The organism is Ralstonia sp. 1B3 (assembly GCF_036631435.1).
This window is the reverse complement of record NZ_JAPNUG010000041.1, coordinates 114,990-132,851: the sequence shown is the minus strand read 5'-3', so window position 1 is coordinate 132,851 and position 17,862 is coordinate 114,990. Positions and strand designations below refer to the sequence as shown.

Here is a 17,862-nt window from a genome sequence, read left to right as displayed (position 1 = left end):
GTAAATCAGCTCCAGACCCATGCCGGAGATCAACCGCTCGGCAGACACGTGGCCGAAGCGCTCACGCGCGAAGCGCCAGATCACGACCTCCTCGTCGTTCATCGGCGGGAAGGCGACATGACCGCCCTCGCCGGCCACGGCAATGTAGCGGCCCTCCGCCGTCGGCAGCAGCGACGCGACGCCCAGGCCCGTGCCGGCGCCGAGCAGCGCCCGCGGCGCATCGGCCAGGCTGGCGCCGCCGCCCACCTGTTCCAGCTCATCTGCAGGCAGATACGGCAACGCATGCGCCAGCGCTGCAAAGTCGTTGAGCACGACAAAGTGTCGAAGCCCAGCGACTGGCGCATCGCCTCAATGGAGAACGCCCAGTCGCGATTGGTCATGCGGATCTGGTCGCCCAGCACCGGGTTGGCGATGCCGATGGCGGCATGGCGCACGCCAGCCGCCGCGATTTCCGGCGGCAGCGATGCCAGGTAGGCGCGCATGGCCGCTTCCAGCGAGGGGTAATCATCGCCGGCCAGCACACCGATGTGGGCCAGGCGCATGGGCATCTCCAGCGCAAAGCGCACGTTGGTGCCGCCCACGTCGGCCACCAGCCGCGGGTAGGCCAGCGTGTCGGCCACGGTGCCCGCGTTCACGTCATGCAGTCCAATAGACATCGAGCGGTACCTCCCGCTGATGAATGACATAGCTCACCGGCAGCGCGCGCTGTGCCCCGCCTTGCGCGGCCTCGTCGAACACACCGCGCTTGACCGGCCCCGAGATCGACAGAAACAGCCGCCGCGCCGCACACAGCGCAGACAGGTTCAGGCTGATGCGCCGATGCGGCGCTGCGCCAGCACCGGCAGATACGCCGGCGCATGCGTGCGATCGATGCCCTCTTCCAATTCAGGCGCGTCGGGAAACAACGATGCGGTATGCCCATCGTCGCCCATGCCGAGAATCACTACGTCGGGTTGCTGAAACGGATCGTTGGCCGTCGCCACGCATGCATCCACGTCAACCGAATCGCCATGCACATGCGGTGACAACACCAGGGAAAGAAACGCGCCGCTGCCGCATCCTGCAAGGTGCTCGCGCACGAGCCGCGCGTTGCTGTCGGCATGCCCGGGCGGCACCGCACGCTCGTCGACCAGGGTGATCGACACGTCGGCCCAGCGCAGCGGCAACACGCGCAAGGCAGCAAACAGCGCAATGGGCGAACGCCCCCGGACACAGCCAGGCACGCACTGCCCTGTTCCTCGATCACATGCGTGAGCGTGTTGGCAATGGCCGCAGCCAGCGCTTGCACCTGCGCGGCGGCGTCCGGAACTGCGTGCCAGCGCATCGCCATTACATCTCCTCGTGCCAGGCGGCGTTGTCGCGCGAGAGCAGCGCGCTCGATGCCGCGGGGCCCCAGCTGCCCGCGGTGTAGCCCTTGGGCGGAATGCGTGCTTCGTTCCACGCTTCGATGATCGGCTCGACCCAGCGCCAGGCTTCGGCCTGTTCATCGCGGCGCACGAACAGGCCGAGCTTGCCGTTGACGGCGTCCATCAGCAGACGCTCATACGCGCCGGCATGGCGCACGCCGCCGTGGTCGGTAAAGTCCAGGTCCAGCGTGGACGGCTGCAGGCCCAGCGCCGCACCCGGCGTCTTGGTCAGGAACTGCAGGCGGATGCTCTCTTCCGGCTGCAGGCGGATGACGAGACGGTTTTCCGGAAACTGGATCAGCGGCTTGGGAAACAGCGCGTGCGGCACATCGTGGAAACGTACGACGATCTCCGCCAACCGCTGCGGCATGCGCTTGCCGGTGCGCAGGTAGAACGGCACGCCGGCCCAGCGCCAGTTGGCAATCTCGGCCTTGATGGCGACGAAGGTTTCCGTGCGGCTGTCGGGCGGAATGCCCTGCTCATGCAGATAGCCCTGCACCGGCTGCCCGGCGATGGCGCCTTCCTGATACTGGCCGCGCACGGTCTTCTCAGGCACCTCTTGCAGCGGGATCGGCTTGAGCGCTTTCAAGATCTTCAGCTTTTCGTCGCGGATGGCGTCTTGCGACAGGCTCGACGGCGGCTCCATGGCGACGATACACAGCAGCTGCAGCAGGTGGTTCTGCACCATGTCGCGCAGCGCGCCGACGCCGTCGTAGAAATCGCCGCGCTTTTCCACGCCAAGCTGCTCGGCAATCGTGATCTGCACGTCCTTGATCCACTCGCGGCGCCACAGCGGCTCGAACAGCGCGTTGCCGAAGCGGATCGCCATCAGGTTCTGGACGGATTCTTTCCCGAGGTAGTGGTCGATCCGGTAGATCTGGTCTTCGGCAAAGAACTCGGCCACGGCGGAGTTGATGCGCTCGTTTGACGCGAGATCCGTGCCCAGCGGCTTTTCCAGTACCAGCCGCACATTCGGCGTATTCAGCCCGACACGGGCAAGCTGCTTGCAGATGTCGATGAAGAAGCCCGGCGCCGTCGCCAGATAGCACACCGTCACTGGCGCACGGTCTTCCCCCAGCGCTGCGGCCAGCCCGTCGAACTGCTCGGGTTTGCGGGCGTCCACCTGCTGATAGACGATGCGCTCGGCAAACGAGGCCCAGGCGTCGTCGGAGACGGGCGCGCCGGAGTACAGGCGCATGGTCGGGCGCGTTTCGCGCTCCAGCAGGGCGAGGTAGCCGGCAGTCTCGAGCGGCTGCGTGCCGATGGCGAAGATCCGCCCGCGCGAGTGCAGTTCGCCGCCCTGATGCGCATCGAACAAGGCCGGAATCAGCTTGCGGCGGGCAAGATCGCCCGTACCGCCGAACAACACCATGTCGAATGCGGGCACCGACATCGTCATCTCCTGTGTGTGAGCCATCGATTAGGCTAGCCTAGCTGACTAGCAAAGCCACGTCTTTTCAGCTCATTTTGTAGTATTACTACATCGCGAGCAAGACGTTCGTGAAACTGCCCCGGCAAGCGTTTCCGGCAGATCTTTTGCGCCGAAGCATGGCCTCCCGCGCGCCTTCTGGCACGCAATTCGCGTGCTCGGCCGTGTTACCGGCGCTGCGTCGGATGCGGTACCTGTGGAAAACCCTGCACCACATCCGGCCCATTTGTAGGAAAATTACAGCATTCCGTCCCGCCCGGACCTACCCCCTCCAGGAGAACCCGCATGGCCCTGCACCGCACTCTGGCCGCCGTCACCCAACGCATCATCGACCGCAGCCGCGGCCGCGCCAGGCCTATTTGGACGTGACCCGCAAGAATGCCGGCCGCAAGGTCGAGCGTACGCTGCTCTCGTGTACGAACCTCGCGCACGGCTTTGCGGCCATGCCGGGCGAAGCGAAGATCCGCCTGAAAGCGCTGGAGCGGCCGAACCTCGGCATTGTCTCCGCCTACAACGACATGCTGTCGGCGCACCAGCCGCTGGAGGCGTTTCCGGCGTGGCTCAAGCAGGCCGCGCTGGACGCCGGCGGCACCGCGCAGTTTGCCGGTGGCGTGCCGGCCATGTGCGATGGCGTGACGCAGGGGCAGGACGGGATGGAGCTGTCGCTGTTCTCGCGCGACACGATTGCCCTGTCGACGGCCGTGGCGCTGTCGCACCAGATGTTCGACGCGGCGCTGTACCTGGGCGTGTGCGACAAGATCGTGCCGGGGCTGGTGATCGGCGCGCTGTCGTTCGGCCACCTGCCCGCCGTGTTCGTGCCGGCCGGCCCGATGACCACCGGCATCAGCAATGATGAAAAGGCGCGCACCCGCCAGCTGTACGCCGAAGGCAAGCTCTCGCGCGCCGACCTGCTGGAAGCCGAATCCAAGTCGTACCACGGCCCGGGCACGTGCACGTTCTACGGCACGGCCAACTCCAACCAGATGCTGATGGAGGTCATGGGCCTGCACCTGCCGGGCACCGCCTTCATCAACCCGAACACGCCGCTGCGCGAGCTTCACGCGTGAGTCGGCGCGCCAGGCGCTCAAGCTCGTCTTCAGCGGCGACCAGTACACCCCCATTGCCGACGTGCTGGATGAGCGCGCGTTCGTCAACGGCATCGTCGGCCTGCTGGCCACGGGCGGCTCGACCAACCACACGCTGCACCTGGTGGCGATGGCGCGTGCGGCCGGCATCCTGCTCACGTGGGACGACTTCAACGATCTGTCGGGCGTGATTCCGCTGCTGGCGCGGGTCTACCCGAACGGCAAGGCCGACGTGAACGAATTCCAGGCCGCGGGCGGTCTGTCCATCGTGATTCGCGAACTCCTCGACGCCGGCCTGCTGCACGACGATGTGACGACGATCATGGGCAAGGGCCTGCGCCGTCATGCGCAAGAGCCCTTCCTGGAAGGCGACAAGCTGGTCTGGCGCGATGGCGCCGCCGCCTCGCTCGATACCAACATCGTGCGCGGCGTGGCCGAGCCATTCTCGTCGGACGGCGGCCTGCGGGTGCTCGACGGCAACATCGGGCGCTCGGTCATCAAGGTGTCGGCGGTCAAGCCGGAACATCGTTTTGTGGAAGCGCCGGCACGCGTCTTCCTCGCGCAGGACGATCTGATCAACGCGTTCAAGGCCGGCGAACTGGAACGCGATTTCGTGGCCGTGCTGCCGTATCAGGGCCCGGCCGCCAACGGCATGCCCGAGCTGCACAAGCTCACGCCGACGCTGTCGGTGCTGCAAGAGCGCGGCTTCAAGGTCGCGCTGGTGACGGACGGCCGCATGTCGGGTGCGTCGGGCAAGGTGCCGGCCGCCATCCACATCACCCCGGAAGCGCTCAACGGCGGGCCGCTGGCACGTGTGCGCGATGGCGATATCGTCGTGCTGGATGCGGAAGCGGGCACGCTGCAAGTGCGCGTGCCGGAGGCAAGTGGAATGCCCGCCAGGTCACCGCGCCCGATCTGTCGCACTACCACGCAGGCGTCGGGCGGGACTTGTTCTCGGGCTTCCGCCGCAATGTGTCGGCAGCGGAAGAAGGCGCCTGCACGCTGTTCGTATCGGCCGGCGCGTAAACCGAAGACGATCAATCGGCCCCGGCGTTGCACCGGGGCCGATTGCGTTGGCAACATCGACTTGTCGATCGAGATGCCCAACTCACCGGCCATCTGCTCGACCAGCGCTTGAAGCCTGGCCACCTTGTCGGCCAACTGTTTCTGCTCCGCTTTCAGCGCCTCGAATTCGGACGGCGCGATGGACTCGTCAACGGCGCCGCCCTGCCGAATGTCCGCCTGCGCAACTTCACCGCACAGCAAGTGCATCCAGCGGCTTTCACGCTCGCCGGGCATGCGCGGCAGCTTCACCACATAGGGCGGATCGTGCTCTGCCAGCTCATCGAGAAACGCTTCAACGGATGAGATGTCTGCAAAGGCGTGGAACCGCGCCGCGTTCAATCGCAGCTCGGCTGCCGTCTGCGGGCCACGCAGCAGCAACACGGTGAGCAACGCGACCGATTGGCTCGGCACGCCCAGCACGCGGTTCATGTTGTGCTCGAAACGCGGCACACGGCTGCTGCTGCCTTCCATGACCAGGCTTAGCGATTTCAACCCGTCGATGGCGGTGAGGATCTCGGCTTCAGTCACGGACATGACCGGCGCGCGGGCGGTCTTCTGGTTGCAGCCGGCCGCCAGCGCGTTCAGCGTGAGCGGATAGGTGTCGGGCACCGTGTGCTGCTTCTCGACCAGGACGCCCAACACGCGCCCTTCAAGCGCGGTCAGGGTACGGATGGCGCGACGCTGCGGAGCGTCGGATTGGATATTCATGATGGGACGGCGGCGGATACGCTGTGGGTTGGGGCAAATTCGAACGCCGACATCATATCCGCCGCGCGCAGGCAAGCGGCCCTGCCTGCGCAACAACAAGCGAAGCTCAGCCCTTGGCAGGACCGCGCACCAGCAACACCGGCGTGGTTGCCTGGCGGATGAACTTTTCGGCCACGCTGCCCAACATCGCATGCGCCAGCCCGGCGGCCGTGCGTGCCGATCACCACCACATCGGCGCCGCTGCGCACCGCTTCACCTTGCAGGGCGGCCGCTACGTCCTCGCCCACGCTTTGGGTTTCCACCAGCACCGTTTCCTGCTGCAAACCGGCGAAGTCAGCGCTGCGGCGGTGTCGGCAAGCAACGCGGTGCCGGCCTGGATAAACGACTTGCGCAGCTCGGTCGGGTCGTAATAGCCGACGTCGAAGAGCATGGCCGGGCTGTCGACGATATAGACGGCGCGGACGGTGCTCTGGAATGCCTTGGCCAGGCGCACGGCCTCGGCCAGGGCCAGCTTGCTGGTTTCGCTGCCATCAATGGCGACCAGGATCTTCTTGTACATGGTTCGAGCCTCGCAGGGGAGTGGTTGTCGGAATACTGTGCCGGGGCAGCAACATGGCCGCCTACGCACTATTCTGTGACATCCACGGCCTTTTGCGTTGCGCCAGATCAGATGGCCGCGACCATGCGACGCAACAATGCACCGCCATCCGCCCGCCCCTACGCCTGAACTGATTGCCGCTTATCGCAGCGCGCGGTATCGCGTCAGCACGCCGGAAGGCGACGTGCTGCTGCGCGTCGATGCCATCAACCCGTGTGTGGCGGCATTGCTCGCGCAAGCCGATGCGCCGTGGGCCGTCTTCGTGACGGCACATCAGCCGTTCTCGCGCCCGGTGTCCGCCGAGGAAAACGCTGCGCGCCAGGCAGAACTGCTCGCCTGGGCCATCGCGCGCGGCATGCCCTGGCTCGATGGCGAAGGCGGCCGCCCCGCGAAGATGCCGCGGCGGACACGTGGCCGCCCGAGCCGAGCCTGTTCGTGTTCATCGAAGACCCCGCCATCGCCGACACGCTGATGCTCACGTTCGAGCAGAACGCCGTCGTGCTGTGCGATGCGCATGGTTTTTGTACCTTGCGTTGGCACCCGTATCTGCCAGACTGATTCTGCACAGGGCACTTGGCGCACAGCGCTTTGCAGCACCGCAAGTGGCGCTTCCGATTCCTAAGTGCCGGCGTAGATACATCAGCAGGAGGTTCGTATGGAACTGCACATGCAATCGCATCATTGGGAGCGCCGGATGCCCGACTGGCTGGCCGCCAGCGTGGCCGGCATCGTGGGCGGCGCGCTGGTCATCGTGCTGGAGTTCTTCTGGTCGACCATGGTGCTCAATGAAAGCCCCTGGCGCCCGACCCACAAGATCGCCGCCATGGTCATGGGCCGCGGCGCGCTGGAGAAATGTCCCTGTTCAGCTACAGCATCGTGGGCACGGCGCTCGTGCTGCACTTCGTGCTGGGCGCCATCATGGGGATGATCCTCGGGGCCGTCATCGCGCCGTTCCACTTTGATTCGAGCCCCGGCATGCTGGCGGCCGTCGGCGTGGTCTTCGGGATCGTGGCATACGTGGTGAATTTCTACGGCATGACGGCGGTGTTTCCGTGGTTTGCTTCGGAGCGCGGCTCCGGGCCGTTGCTCGCGAACCTGCTGTTTGGGGTCGTCACGGCCATCACCTACGGCATGTTCGAGCGGCGCGTACGCGAACCGATGCACTGACACTCCGCCTTTTTCCTGCGGCGCCGCAAGCTGAGCGGCGCCATCAGGATGCGGCCGCCTCGGGCAGTCCATGCCGGAGGCGGCCGTTTCGCGGCGCAGCGCAGATGGCCCGTCGGCGCGATCCGTGCGCGGGCTGTGCCTCGTCCTTACGTTGCCTTGCACGATCGGGGTGCGCGACCTAGCCTGTCTTTAGCGTGTTGAGGAGTCCCTCGCCGGGAGGTGCCCCATGGCCCTTGCGATTGCGCTCGTGCTGATCGTCGTGCTGGCGGTGGGGTTTCACTTTGCCAGCCCGTGGTGGACCACCCCGATCGCCTCCAACTGGGTGCGCATGGACGACACGCTGACGATCACCATCGTCATCACCGGCGTGCTGTTTGTCGCCATCAACCTCTTCGTCGTCGCTGCGCTCCTGCGCTATCGCCATCGCAACGGCCAGCCCAACCAGCGCGCCGCCTACGAGCCGCACAACAAGCGTCTGGAATGGTGGCTGATCGGTATCACCACCGTGGGTGTGGCGGCGCTGCTCGCGCCGGGCCTCTTCGTCTATGCGGATTACGTCCGCCCGCCGCCCAATGCCCTGCGGATGGAAGTGCTGGGCCAGCAGTGGCAATGGCGCTTCCGCTTTGCCGGCCCCGGCGGCAAGCTCGGCACGACCGACGTGCGCTACATGAGCAACGACAACCCGTTCGGCATGAACCCGGCTGACCCGAACGGCCGCGACAACTACCTGATCGAAACGCCTGAGCTGCACCTGCCGATCAACCGCCCGATCCAGGTGCTGGCGCGCTCGCGCGATGTGCTGCACGACTTTTACGTGCCGCCGTTTCGCGCGCGCATGAACATGGTGCCGGGCATGATCACCACGTTCTGGTTCACACCGACCAAGGCGGGGCGCTACGACATCCTGTGCGCGCAGCTCTGCGGCATCGGGCACGCCAACATGCGCGGCGTGGTGGTCGTGGAAGACGAGGCGTCGTTCGCACGCTGGCTCGCCCAGCAGACCACCTTCGAGCAGCGCCAGAAGGCCAAGGTGCAGGCGGCCCCCGCCGCTGCCGGCGGAAGCGCGCAGGCATTGGCCGAGCAGGGCCAGACGCTCGCCCAGGCCAAGGGCTGCGTTGCCTGCCACAGCGTCGACGGCAGCCCGCGCGTCGGCCCCACGTGGAAGGGCTTGTACGGTTCCACACAGACCATGGCTGACGGCTCCACCGCAGTGGCCGATGAGGCCTATCTGCGCGCCTTCATCCGCGATCCGAAGCGCGTGTGGTCAAGGGCTTCGCGCCCATCATGCCGACGTTCGACCTGAGCGAGCAGGAACTCGCAGCGCTGGTGGCGTACATCAAGGCACAAGGCGGCGACGCTGCGGCAACCGCTGCAAAACCGTAGCGAGGAGACGCCATGTCCTACGGCAAGAATGACCACGGCGACCACAGCCACGCACCGCAGAGCTTCTGGACGCGCTACGTCTGGAGCCAGGACCACAAGGTCATCGCGGTGCAGTACGCGCTCACGGCCATCGCCATCGGGCTGGTGGGGCTCGTGCTGTCGAACCTGATGCGCCTCCAGCTGGGCTTTCCGGGCAGTTCGCCTTCATCGACGCCAACCACTACTACCAGTTCGTCACCATGCACGGAATGATCATGGTGATCTACCTGCTCACGGCGCTGTTCCTGGGCGGCTTCGGCAACTACCTGATCCCGCTGATGCTGGGCGCGCGCGACATGGTGTTTCCGTTCCTGAACATGCTCAGCTACTGGGTCTACCTGCTGGCCGTGCTGGTGCTGGTGGCGAGCTTCTTCGTACCGGGCGGGCCCACCGGCGCAGGCTGGACGCTGTATCCGCCGCAGGCCATCCTGCCCGGCACGCCGGGCACCGAATGGGGCATCGTGCTGATGCTGGTGTCGCTGGCCATCTTCATCGTCGCGGCCACCATGGGCGGGCTCAACTACGTGACCACCACGCTGCAGGCGCGCACGCGCGGCATGACGCTCATGCGCATGCCGCTCACGGTGTGGGGCATCTTTACGGCGACGGTGTTGGCGCTGCTGGCGTTTCCGGCGCTGTTCGTGTCGGCCATCATGATGCTGCTCGACAAGACGCTGGGCACCAGCTTCTTCATGCCGGCCGTGGTATCGATGGGGCAGCAGCTGAACCACAGCGGCGGCAGCCCGCTGCTGTTCCAGCACCTGTTCTGGTTCTTCGGCCACCCCGAGGTCTACATCGTCGCGCTGCCTGCCTTCGGCATCGTGTCCGATCTCATCAGCACGCACGCGCGCAAGAACATCTTCGGCTACCGGATGATGGTGTGGGCCATCCTGATCATCGGTGTGCTGTCGTTCGTCGTCTGGGCGCACCACATGTTCGTGTCGGGCATGAACCCGTACTTCGGCTTCTTCTTTGCCACCACCACGCTGATCATCGCCATCCCGACCGCGCTCAAGGTCTACAACTGGGTGCTCACGCTCTGGCGCGGCGACATCCACCTGACCGTACCGATGCTGTTTGCCATCGGCTTCATCAGCACGTTCGTCATCGGCGGCCTGACGGGGCTGTTCCTCGGCAACGTCAGCGTGGACATTCCGCTGTCCAACACGTACTTCGTCGTCGCGCACTTCCACATGGTGATGGGCGTGTCGCCGATCCTGGTGGTGTTCGGCGGGCTCTATCACTGGTACCCGAAAGTGACGGGCCGCATGCTGAACGACACGCTCGGCCGCGCGCATTTCTGGATCACCTTCGTCGGCACGTACCTGATCTACTTTCCGATGCACTACCTGGGTGTGCTCGGCATGCCGCGCCGGTACTACGCATATGAGGGTTACAGCTTCATCCCGCCGTCCGCGCAGACGCTGAATACGTTCATCACCGTCATCGCCATCATCGTGGGCTTGGCGCAGCTGCTGTTCCTCTTCAACCTGGCGTGGAGCCTCGTGCGCGGCAGGAAGGCCGAGGCCAACCCGTGGCGGGCCACCACGCTCGAATGGCAGACGCCGCAGACACCGCCCGGGCACGGCAACTGGGGGCCGACGCTGCCGGTGGTCTATCGGTGGGCATACGAGTACAGCCCGCCCGGCCGCGCGGATGACTTCGTGCCGCAGAACGAACCGCCCACCGGCGCCTCCGACATGGGAGCGGAGGTGGAGGCGCAGCCGGGAATCTCCCTCCACGCCAGCGGGGTGCGCACATGACGACCCTGCCCCGCCACTTCGCGCCCGACACATCCCCTGCATTGCCGCCGCACGCCGGGCGCATTGGCCTGCGCGTCTTCATGGCCGTGGTGACGACGCTGTTCTCGCTGCTGGTCCTCGCCTATGCCATGCGCATGCGCGAGCCGGACTGGATGCCGGTTCCGCACCCGGCGCTGCTGTGGTGGAACACCGGCGTGCTGGCGCTGGCGAGCGTCGCCATGGAAGGGGCAAGGCGCACCGACGCGCGCCGCACGCCCTGGCTGCTGGCCGGTGGCGCCCTTGCCGCGCTGTTCGTGTTCGGCCAATGGGCAGCGTGGCAGCAACTGTCGGCCACCGGGCAAGGCGTGGCGGTCAACCCGTCCAACAGCTTTCTGTATGTGTTCACGGGCCTGCATGCGGCGCATGTCATCGGTGGCCTCGTCGTCTGGGCGGTGACGGTCGCACGCCTGCGCAGGAACACCGATCGCACCCGGCGGGCCATTGCCCTCTGCGCGACGTACTGGCACTTCCTGCTGGCCGTCTGGCTCGCGCTGCTGGCCGCGATGTGGTGGATCACGCCCGCATTCGTCAGCGCCATCTGCGGGCCGCTGTATGGAGCCACGCCATGAGCCACTCCACGCTTCCAACGGGCCCGGCAGTCTCGGCGGACGCTGCCAAAGGCTGGCCCGGCATCGTCAACGACTGGTCGGCCGACCGCGAGACCTTCAAGGTGCCGTGGGGCAAGGCCATGATGTGGATCTTCCTGCTGTCGGACACGTTCGTCTTCAGCAGCTTCCTGGTCGGCTACATGACGGTGCGCATGTCGACCACCGTGCCGTGGCCCGACCCGTCCAAGGTGTTCGGGCTGTCGGTGGGCGGCGTGGAAGTGCCGCTCCTGCTGATCGCCATCATGACGTTCGTGCTCATCAGCAGCAGCGGCACGATGGCCATGGCGGTGAACTTCGGCTACCGGCGCGAGGCAAAGCGGGCGGCGCTGCTCATGCTGGCAACCGCCATCCTGGGCGCGGCGTTCGTGTCGATGCAGGCGTTCGAGTGGACCAAGCTGATCGTGCACGAAGGCATCCGGCCGTGGGGCAACCCGCTGGGCGCAGCGCAGTTTGGCGCGTGCTTTTTCATGATCACCGGCTTCCACGGCTTTCACGTGACGTGCGGCGTGATCTACCTGTTGCTGGTCGCGCGCAAGATCCTGCAGCCGGGCTTTGCCGAACACGGCAACTTCCAGATCGTGGAGATCGCGGGCCTTTACTGGCACTTTGTGGATCTCGTCTGGGTGTTCATCTTTGCGTTGTTCTACCTGTGGTGAGGCCTGTCATGGACCACACGGAACCCTCTGCCCACGGGCAACAACACCCCATCGGCATCTACCTGAAAATCTGGGGCCTGTTGTTCGTGCTGAGCACGATGTCGTACCTGGTCGATTATTTCCACGTGCAGGGGCTGATGCGCTGGACGCTGATCATCGTGTTCATGATCGCCAAGGCCGGGCTGATCGTCTCCGTGTTCATGCACATGATGTGGGAGCGGCTGGCCCTGGTGTACGCGATCCTGCTGCCGCCGCTGGCGTTGCTCGTGCTGATGGTGCTGATGGCGGCGGAAGCGCATCACACCTTTGGCACGCGCATGCTGTTCTTCCATTGAGCCCCGGGCTGGGCGGGCCAAGCACGGCCCGGCGAGGCTCGCATCCGGCCCCCGGAGGGCGGAGCATGGACCTCAAACCGTGGCGCTCCGCAGTCTGAGGTCCAAAATTTCGACCTCGGACTGTCGCGTTCCACCCTCAGACCGTGGAACGCCAGCCTAAAACCGTCGAGCGTGACCCTCCGAGGGCGGAGCACGGGCCTCGGAGTGCGGATAGGTCGAATGTTTTTGGGCCGAGCGTGAGCCTCGGACAGTGGCGTTCGAGCCTCCGAGACTGAAACGCCAGCCTCCGAGCACGGCAATCGTCTGTTTGACATTGGGGCACGACCCTGTGACGGTGGCGTTCGAGCCTCAAAGCGTCACGCTCGACGCTCGCACGGTGGAGCGCCAGTGTTTGCGCCTGGAGCGCCACCATCCAAGGGTGGAATGCGAGTGTTCGACCGTGGAGCGCGATGCTCCAACCCTCGCAGGCGAACGGCAGCCCTGCGCCGGGCCGCCGCGTTGCCACGGCGATGAGATTCAGCCGAGGTGGATGGCGTCCAGCGCCTGCGTGAAGTCGGCCACCAGATCGGCCTCATCCTCAATGCCCACCGACACGCGCACGAGCGAATCGGCAATGCCCATCGACGCGCGGCGCTCGGCGCCCATTTCCCAGTAGATGGTCGGTGCCACCGGAATCACCAGCGTGCGCGTATCGCCCAGGTGCGTGGCGCGCACGGCGTAGCGCAGGTGATCCAGCATGTCGACATAATCAGCGCCGTCCACCAGCTCGAAGCTCAGCAGGCCGCCGTAGTGGCGGAACAGCTCGGTGGCGCGGGCGTGCTCGGGGTGCTCCGGCAGGCCGGGGTAGTACACGCGTGCCACCTTCGGGTGCGCGGCCAGCGTACGGGCCAGCGCCAGCGCGTTGCTGCAGGTGCGGTCGACGCGCAGGGCCATCGTTTCGGCGCCCACGGCAATGCGGTGCGCGGCATCGGCAATCAACGTGGCGCCCTGGTCGCGCAGGCCCTTCTTGCGGATCTGCTGGATGCCCTGCATTTCCGGCTTGGCCTTGCGGTAGGCCGGATAGATGTTCGGATAGGCCGCCCAGTCGAACAGGCCCGTATCCACCACCGCGCCGCCCAGCGCGTTGCCGTGCCCGCCGATGTACTTCGACAGCGAATGCACCACCAGGCTCGCCTGCGCGTCGCGCGCGCGGAACAGCCATGGGGACGTCATCGTGCTGTCGACCACGTAGATCAGGCCGCGTGCCTTGCAGATATCGCCAATGCCCTTCAGATCGGCCACTTGCGTGCGGGGGTTGGCAATGGTTTCCACGAAGACGAGGCGCGTATTCGGCTGCACGGCGTCAGCCACCGCCTGGGCCGACGTGGCATCGACGAACGTCACTTCCACGCCCAGGTTGCGCAGCGTTTCGAACACGCTGTTGGTGTTGCCGAACAGGAAGGCGCTCGAGACCACGTGGTCGCCCGCGCGCAGCAGGGTGGAAAACACCGCCATGATGGCCGCCATGCCGGTGGCAAAGCATGCGGTGGCCACGCCGGCTTCCATCATCGTGATCTTGGCTTCGAGTGCGGCCGTGGTCGGGTTGCCCTGGCGCGCGTAGGTGTAGCCGGGCTTGCCCTGGAACACGTCGATCAGCTCGCGCGTATCGGTATAACCGTACGTGGTGGACGTGTGCAGCGGCTTGTGGACGGCGTAATGCTCGACGCCGGCTTCGCGGTCGGCGTGCAGGAGGGCGGTGGTCAGTCCGGTCATGGCAGGGCAGCAGAAAGGCGGGAAAAGCGAGGAGGCGCTGGAAACAGCAGGAAAGTCACGCATTATCGCGCGATTCCGGCGCCACCTGGCCGCCAGCACCCGGGCGGGCGTGGAACGTGGCTTGCGTCGCACCTCGCGTTGCAAGACCGACCGGATTCCACGCCTGGTGACGAACCCATCTCCTGCATCCTCCCCTCCTCCCCATCCTGCTGAGGCGTCGAGCCTGCAGCAGCGGATCGTGGGCGCGTTGTGGCGCGCCATCTGGCGCTACCGCAAGCGCGTGCTGGTGGCCGTGGGGCTGCTGGTGCTGGCCAAGCTGTGCGCGGTGGGCGTGCCGATCGTGCTCAAGTGGATCGTCGACGGCTTTGGCGATGCCACGCGCGCGCGTGTATTTCCCGCCTTCCTGCTGCTGGCCTATGCGGTGCTGCGCTTTGGTGGCACGCTGTTCGGCGAGCTGCGCGACATGGTCTTTTCGCGCGTGTCGCAGCCCACGGTGGCGGGCTTCATGGCGCAGGCGTTCGAGCACCTGCATCAGCTCGGGCCGCGCTTTCATGCAAGCCGGCAGACGGGCGGGCTGATCCGCGATGTGGAGCGCGGCACCACCGGCATCGAGTTCCTGCTGGGTGTCGCGCTGTTCACGATCCTGCCGACCATGGTGGAGATCGGCTCCGTGCTCATCATCATGATGAGCCGCTACAGCGGGTGGTATCTCGTCACCATCCTGGCCACGTTTGCCGCCTACTGCACCGCCACCGTGCTGCTCACGCGGCGCCGCGTGCGCCTGCAGCGGCAGATGAACGAGTTCGACTCGATGGCCGGCAGCCGGCTGCTCGACAGCATGCTCAATCACGAAGCCGTGAAGGTGTATACCAGCGAGCGCTTCGAGGCCCACCGCTACCGCGACATCCTGCGCCAGCGCATCGAGACGGCAGTCGCCAACCAGCGCGCGTTGTCACTACTGCACGTGTCGCAAAGCGGTGTCATCGCGGCAGGCGTAGCGACCGTCATGCTGCTGGCCGGGCAGGACGTGACGCGCGGCGTGCTATCGGTGGGCGATCTCGTGCTGATCAATGCGTACATCATCCAGGTGTGCCTGCCGCTCAACGCGCTGGGCTTCATGTTCCGCGAGGCGAAAGACGCCGCCATCAACGCCGAGCGCCTGTTCCAACTGCTTGAACAGCGGGCCGACGTGGTGGACCTGCCCAACGGCGCGCCGCTGCGCGTGACGCAGGGCGAGGTGCAATTCGACCACGTCGATTTTGGCTACGAGAACACGCGACCCATCCTGCACGACCTGTCGCTGCACATTCCGGCCGGGCACACGGTGGCGGTGGTGGGCGGCAGCGGCTCGGGCAAATCGACGCTGGCGCGGCTGCTGCTGCGCTTTTACGACCCGTGGGCGGGGCGCGTGTCCATCGACGGGCAAGACCTGCGCGTGGTCACGCAAGACAGCGTGCGCCGCGCGATCGGCATCGTCCCGCAAGACACCATCCTCTTCAACGACACCATTGCCTACAACATTGCCTACGGGCGCGAAGGCGCGACGATGGCCGAGGTGATCGAGGCAGCGCGCGCGGCCTATGTGCACGACTTCATCGCCGCGCTGCCCGAGGGCTACCAGACCATGGTGGGCGAGCGCGGGCTGAAGCTCTCGGGCGGTGAAAAACAGCGCATTGCCATTGCGCGGGCGCTGCTGAAGAACCCGTCGATCCTGATCTTCGACGAGGCGACTTCCGCCCTGGATACGCGCTCGGAACGCGCGATCCAGCGCGAGCTGGATCGCCTCTCGGCACACCGCACGACGCTGGTGATTGCGCACCGGCTTTCCACGGTGGTGGACGCACACGAAATCGTCGTGCTGGAAAAGGGCCGCATTGTCGAGCGCGGCCGCCATACCGACCTGCTGGCGGCCAACGGCGTCTACGCCCAGCTCTGGACGCTGCAACGCCAGCAGTCCGACCTGGAGCAGGCCCAGCACCGGCTTGCACAGCAGCCGATCAACCTCGTGGCCCTGGTGGTGAGCGTGCTCGACGGCCTGCGCGAGGCGATCGATGCACGCCGCATCACCGTGTATTCCGTCATCCGCTCGGAAACCCCGAGCATCACGGGCGACCCGAGCCGCCTGCAAGGCATCGTGGGCGATGTGCTGAGCCACGCCGTGCTGGCCAGCCATCCGGGCAGCCGCATCGAGATCGTGCTGGAGCGCGTGGAAGGGATGGCGCAGCTGCGCGTGACCGACACGATTGCCATACCGGCGGTGGCGGCGGCAGCCATTCCCACCGCGTCGCACACACCCGCAGAGATGGAGCCCGACGCTGCGTTGTCGGCCTTTGGGCCAACGACCACCCCGCCGGCGCCCGCGCCCTTCGACGTGCTGGACCCAGTGGAGCCGCTTGCGCCGTTGCGGCAGGAGCCGCGCGCGTTCGACACCGCGCTGGCGGCGACCGCGCAGGACACGGCCGCCACGCCTGCAGCCACGCTTGACCCGTTGTGGATCCGCTCGGTGGTGGAACAGCACGGCGGGCGCTTTGCCGTCGTGCCGCTGCCCCATGGTGACGGCACCACGTATGTGATGGACTTCCCGATCCGCGCGGTGGCCCCGCTCGCGGCCGCGCCGGGCGAGGCCATGCCCACCGCAGCGCCGCAGGCGCCACGGGCCGAGCGCACCGCGCTACCGCCGCCGGATGCGCTGTCGGGTGTGCACGTGCTCATCGTCGACGACCAGGAAGACGCCCGCGAAATACTCCAGCTGCTGCTGGAAGACTACGGCGCCACCGTCACCGCGTATGGCGCCGCCAAGCCGGCACTCGCGGCCCTGCGCGCGGCGCCGAGCAACTCGTGGCCCGATGTGCTGGTCTCCGACATCGCGCTCGGTGACGACGAAGACGGCTACGCGCTGCTGCGCAACGTGCGCCTGCTGGAGAGCGAGCGCGACATGCCGCTCGATGCCCGGCTGCCCGCCGTCGCGCTCTCCGGCTACGACCGCCCGGAAGATCGCACGCGCGCGCTTCTGGCCGGCTTCCAGCTGCATCTGGCCAAGCCCACCGAACACGGCGAACTGGTCACCGCCATCCTCAGCGTCATTCGCGCGCGACGCGCCCCGCGCGTGAATCGCACGCCTCCGTTTCCCTCCAATCAGCCCAGGAGTCTCCATAAACATGCTGGCCGATTTCGATCCTTCCGCCTCCGCACAGGAAACGCTGCAACCACAGCAACCACAGGCACCGCAGAAACAATCGCAACAGCCCACCTCGCACTTTGCCGGCGCAGACGCCGCCCGCCGTGCCGTGGAGATGGCACTGCCGCTCATTGCACAAGCGATGACGCGTCCACAGGAAGTGGGCGACAGCGGCTTCCTGCACATCGTGGTGATGGACCCGGCACGCTCGCCTGCCGAGTGCGCCTTTGATGAAGCCGTGCTCTACGAATACTCGGTGGGCGATCGCACGCAATGGGATGCGGACTACGCCGCTTACGCGCGTGCCAAGGCACGGCTGGCGTGGCAGCACGGCATGAACACGCACGCGCTGCAGGCCTTGCGCCCGCACGTGCTGCGCGCGGACGACACCAACCTGTGGGGCAGCGCCGTGCTCGACGGCATCGTGGTCGGCGTGAGCGGCGCACTGCCGTTCTATGACGAAGCCTTTGCGCAGGTGGTGGCGGCATGCCTGCGCGCCATCGCCAAACAGGCTGCGGCCGCCACCGGCGGCACGCTGCGGCTCGCCTGACACCCTCCCTTGACGCGCGGCGCGACAGGCGTGATGCCGTCGTCGCGCCGTTTCTCCTTGTACGCCGCGTAAGAATTGCGCGGTCCCCCAACAGCCGCACG

The 17,862-nt window shown here is 66.4% G+C and carries 10 protein-coding genes and 8 pseudogenes; 10 read left to right on the top strand and 8 right to left on the bottom strand.

The window, feature by feature from the left end; translation table 11 throughout:
- From OWR21_RS12505 to zwf, 4 genes and pseudogenes are all read right to left on the bottom strand, one after another.
- Positions 1-656 (bottom strand): annotated as a pseudogene (locus OWR21_RS12505) (glucokinase); the annotation flags it as partial.
- A complete protein-coding gene (locus tag OWR21_RS12670) occupies positions 637-807 on the bottom strand; it encodes a hypothetical protein (protein ID WP_442968631.1) in 171 nt (56 codons plus the stop codon). The pseudogene OWR21_RS12505 and the gene OWR21_RS12670, both read right to left, overlap by 20 nt.
- Positions 804-1,223: a 6-phosphogluconolactonase gene (locus tag OWR21_RS12665; RefSeq protein ID WP_442968629.1), complete on the bottom strand. Its 420-nt coding sequence runs from the start codon at positions 1,221-1,223 to the stop codon at positions 804-806. Before OWR21_RS12665 ends, OWR21_RS12670 begins: the two co-directional genes overlap by 4 nt.
- A gap of 106 nt (positions 1,224-1,329) precedes the next feature.
- Complete coding sequence (zwf, locus tag OWR21_RS12495; protein WP_332395415.1) at positions 1,330-2,799, bottom strand: glucose-6-phosphate dehydrogenase; 1,470 nt, start codon at positions 2,797-2,799, stop codon at positions 1,330-1,332.
- A gap of 321 nt (positions 2,800-3,120) precedes the next feature.
- On the opposite strand from zwf, the pseudogene edd reads away from it, so the two are divergent.
- A pseudogene (gene edd, locus OWR21_RS12490) lies at positions 3,121-4,946 on the top strand (phosphogluconate dehydratase).
- A 63-nt stretch (positions 4,947-5,009) separates the two neighbouring features.
- On the opposite strand, the pseudogene OWR21_RS12485 reads toward edd, so the two are convergent.
- Together OWR21_RS12485 and OWR21_RS12480 are read right to left on the bottom strand one after the other, a co-directional pair.
- Positions 5,010-5,693, bottom strand: a pseudogene (locus OWR21_RS12485) (YceH family protein); the annotation flags it as partial.
- A 106-nt stretch (positions 5,694-5,799) separates the two neighbouring features.
- Positions 5,800-6,252, bottom strand: a pseudogene (locus OWR21_RS12480) (universal stress protein).
- A 136-nt stretch (positions 6,253-6,388) separates the two neighbouring features.
- On the opposite strand from OWR21_RS12480, the pseudogene OWR21_RS12475 reads away from it, so the two are divergent.
- Positions 6,389-6,849, top strand: a pseudogene (locus OWR21_RS12475) (DUF3293 domain-containing protein).
- A gap of 120 nt (positions 6,850-6,969) precedes the next feature.
- Here the strand turns inward: OWR21_RS12475 and OWR21_RS12470 are convergent.
- On the bottom strand, positions 6,970-7,116 hold the full coding sequence (locus OWR21_RS12470; RefSeq protein ID WP_332395417.1) for a hypothetical protein: 147 nt from the start codon (positions 7,114-7,116) through the stop codon (positions 6,970-6,972).
- Here OWR21_RS12470 and OWR21_RS12465 point away from each other — a divergent pair.
- From OWR21_RS12465 to OWR21_RS12440, 6 genes and pseudogenes are all read left to right on the top strand, one after another.
- Positions 7,046-7,458: pseudogene (locus tag OWR21_RS12465) on the top strand (hypothetical protein). The gene OWR21_RS12470 and the pseudogene OWR21_RS12465 overlap by 71 nt on opposite strands.
- 226 nt (positions 7,459-7,684) lie before the next feature.
- Positions 7,685-8,841 (top strand): annotated as a pseudogene (locus OWR21_RS12460) (cytochrome c oxidase subunit II).
- 12 nt (positions 8,842-8,853) lie between these two features.
- A pseudogene (ctaD, locus tag OWR21_RS12455) lies at positions 8,854-10,643 on the top strand (cytochrome c oxidase subunit I).
- Positions 10,640-11,251, top strand: a complete 612-nt coding sequence (locus tag OWR21_RS12450; RefSeq protein WP_332395414.1) for a cytochrome c oxidase subunit 3 — start codon at positions 10,640-10,642, stop codon at positions 11,249-11,251. Before ctaD ends, OWR21_RS12450 begins: the two are co-directional and overlap by 4 nt.
- Positions 11,248-11,946, top strand: a complete 699-nt coding sequence (locus OWR21_RS12445) for a heme-copper oxidase subunit III family protein (protein WP_316890543.1) — start codon at positions 11,248-11,250, stop codon at positions 11,944-11,946. Before OWR21_RS12450 ends, OWR21_RS12445 begins: the two co-directional genes overlap by 4 nt.
- 8 nt (positions 11,947-11,954) lie before the next feature.
- Complete coding sequence (locus OWR21_RS12440; RefSeq protein WP_316890542.1) at positions 11,955-12,281, top strand: cytochrome C oxidase subunit IV family protein; 327 nt, start codon at positions 11,955-11,957, stop codon at positions 12,279-12,281.
- Positions 12,282-12,797: 516 nt separating this feature from the next.
- Here OWR21_RS12440 and OWR21_RS12435 read toward each other — a convergent pair.
- Entirely contained in the window at positions 12,798-14,033 is a 1,236-nt protein-coding gene (locus OWR21_RS12435; RefSeq protein WP_332395413.1) for a cystathionine gamma-synthase family protein, read from the bottom strand.
- Positions 14,034-14,271: 238 nt separating this feature from the next.
- On the opposite strand from OWR21_RS12435, the gene OWR21_RS12430 reads away from it, so the two are divergent.
- Together OWR21_RS12430 and OWR21_RS12425 are read left to right on the top strand one after the other, a co-directional pair.
- Entirely contained in the window at positions 14,272-17,442 is a 3,171-nt protein-coding gene (locus OWR21_RS12430) for an ABC transporter transmembrane domain-containing protein (protein WP_332395412.1), read from the top strand.
- On the top strand, positions 17,327-17,761 hold the full coding sequence (locus OWR21_RS12425) for a hypothetical protein (RefSeq protein WP_332395411.1): 435 nt from the start codon (positions 17,327-17,329) through the stop codon (positions 17,759-17,761). Before OWR21_RS12430 ends, OWR21_RS12425 begins: the two co-directional genes overlap by 116 nt.
- Positions 17,762-17,862 lie beyond the last annotated feature (101 nt).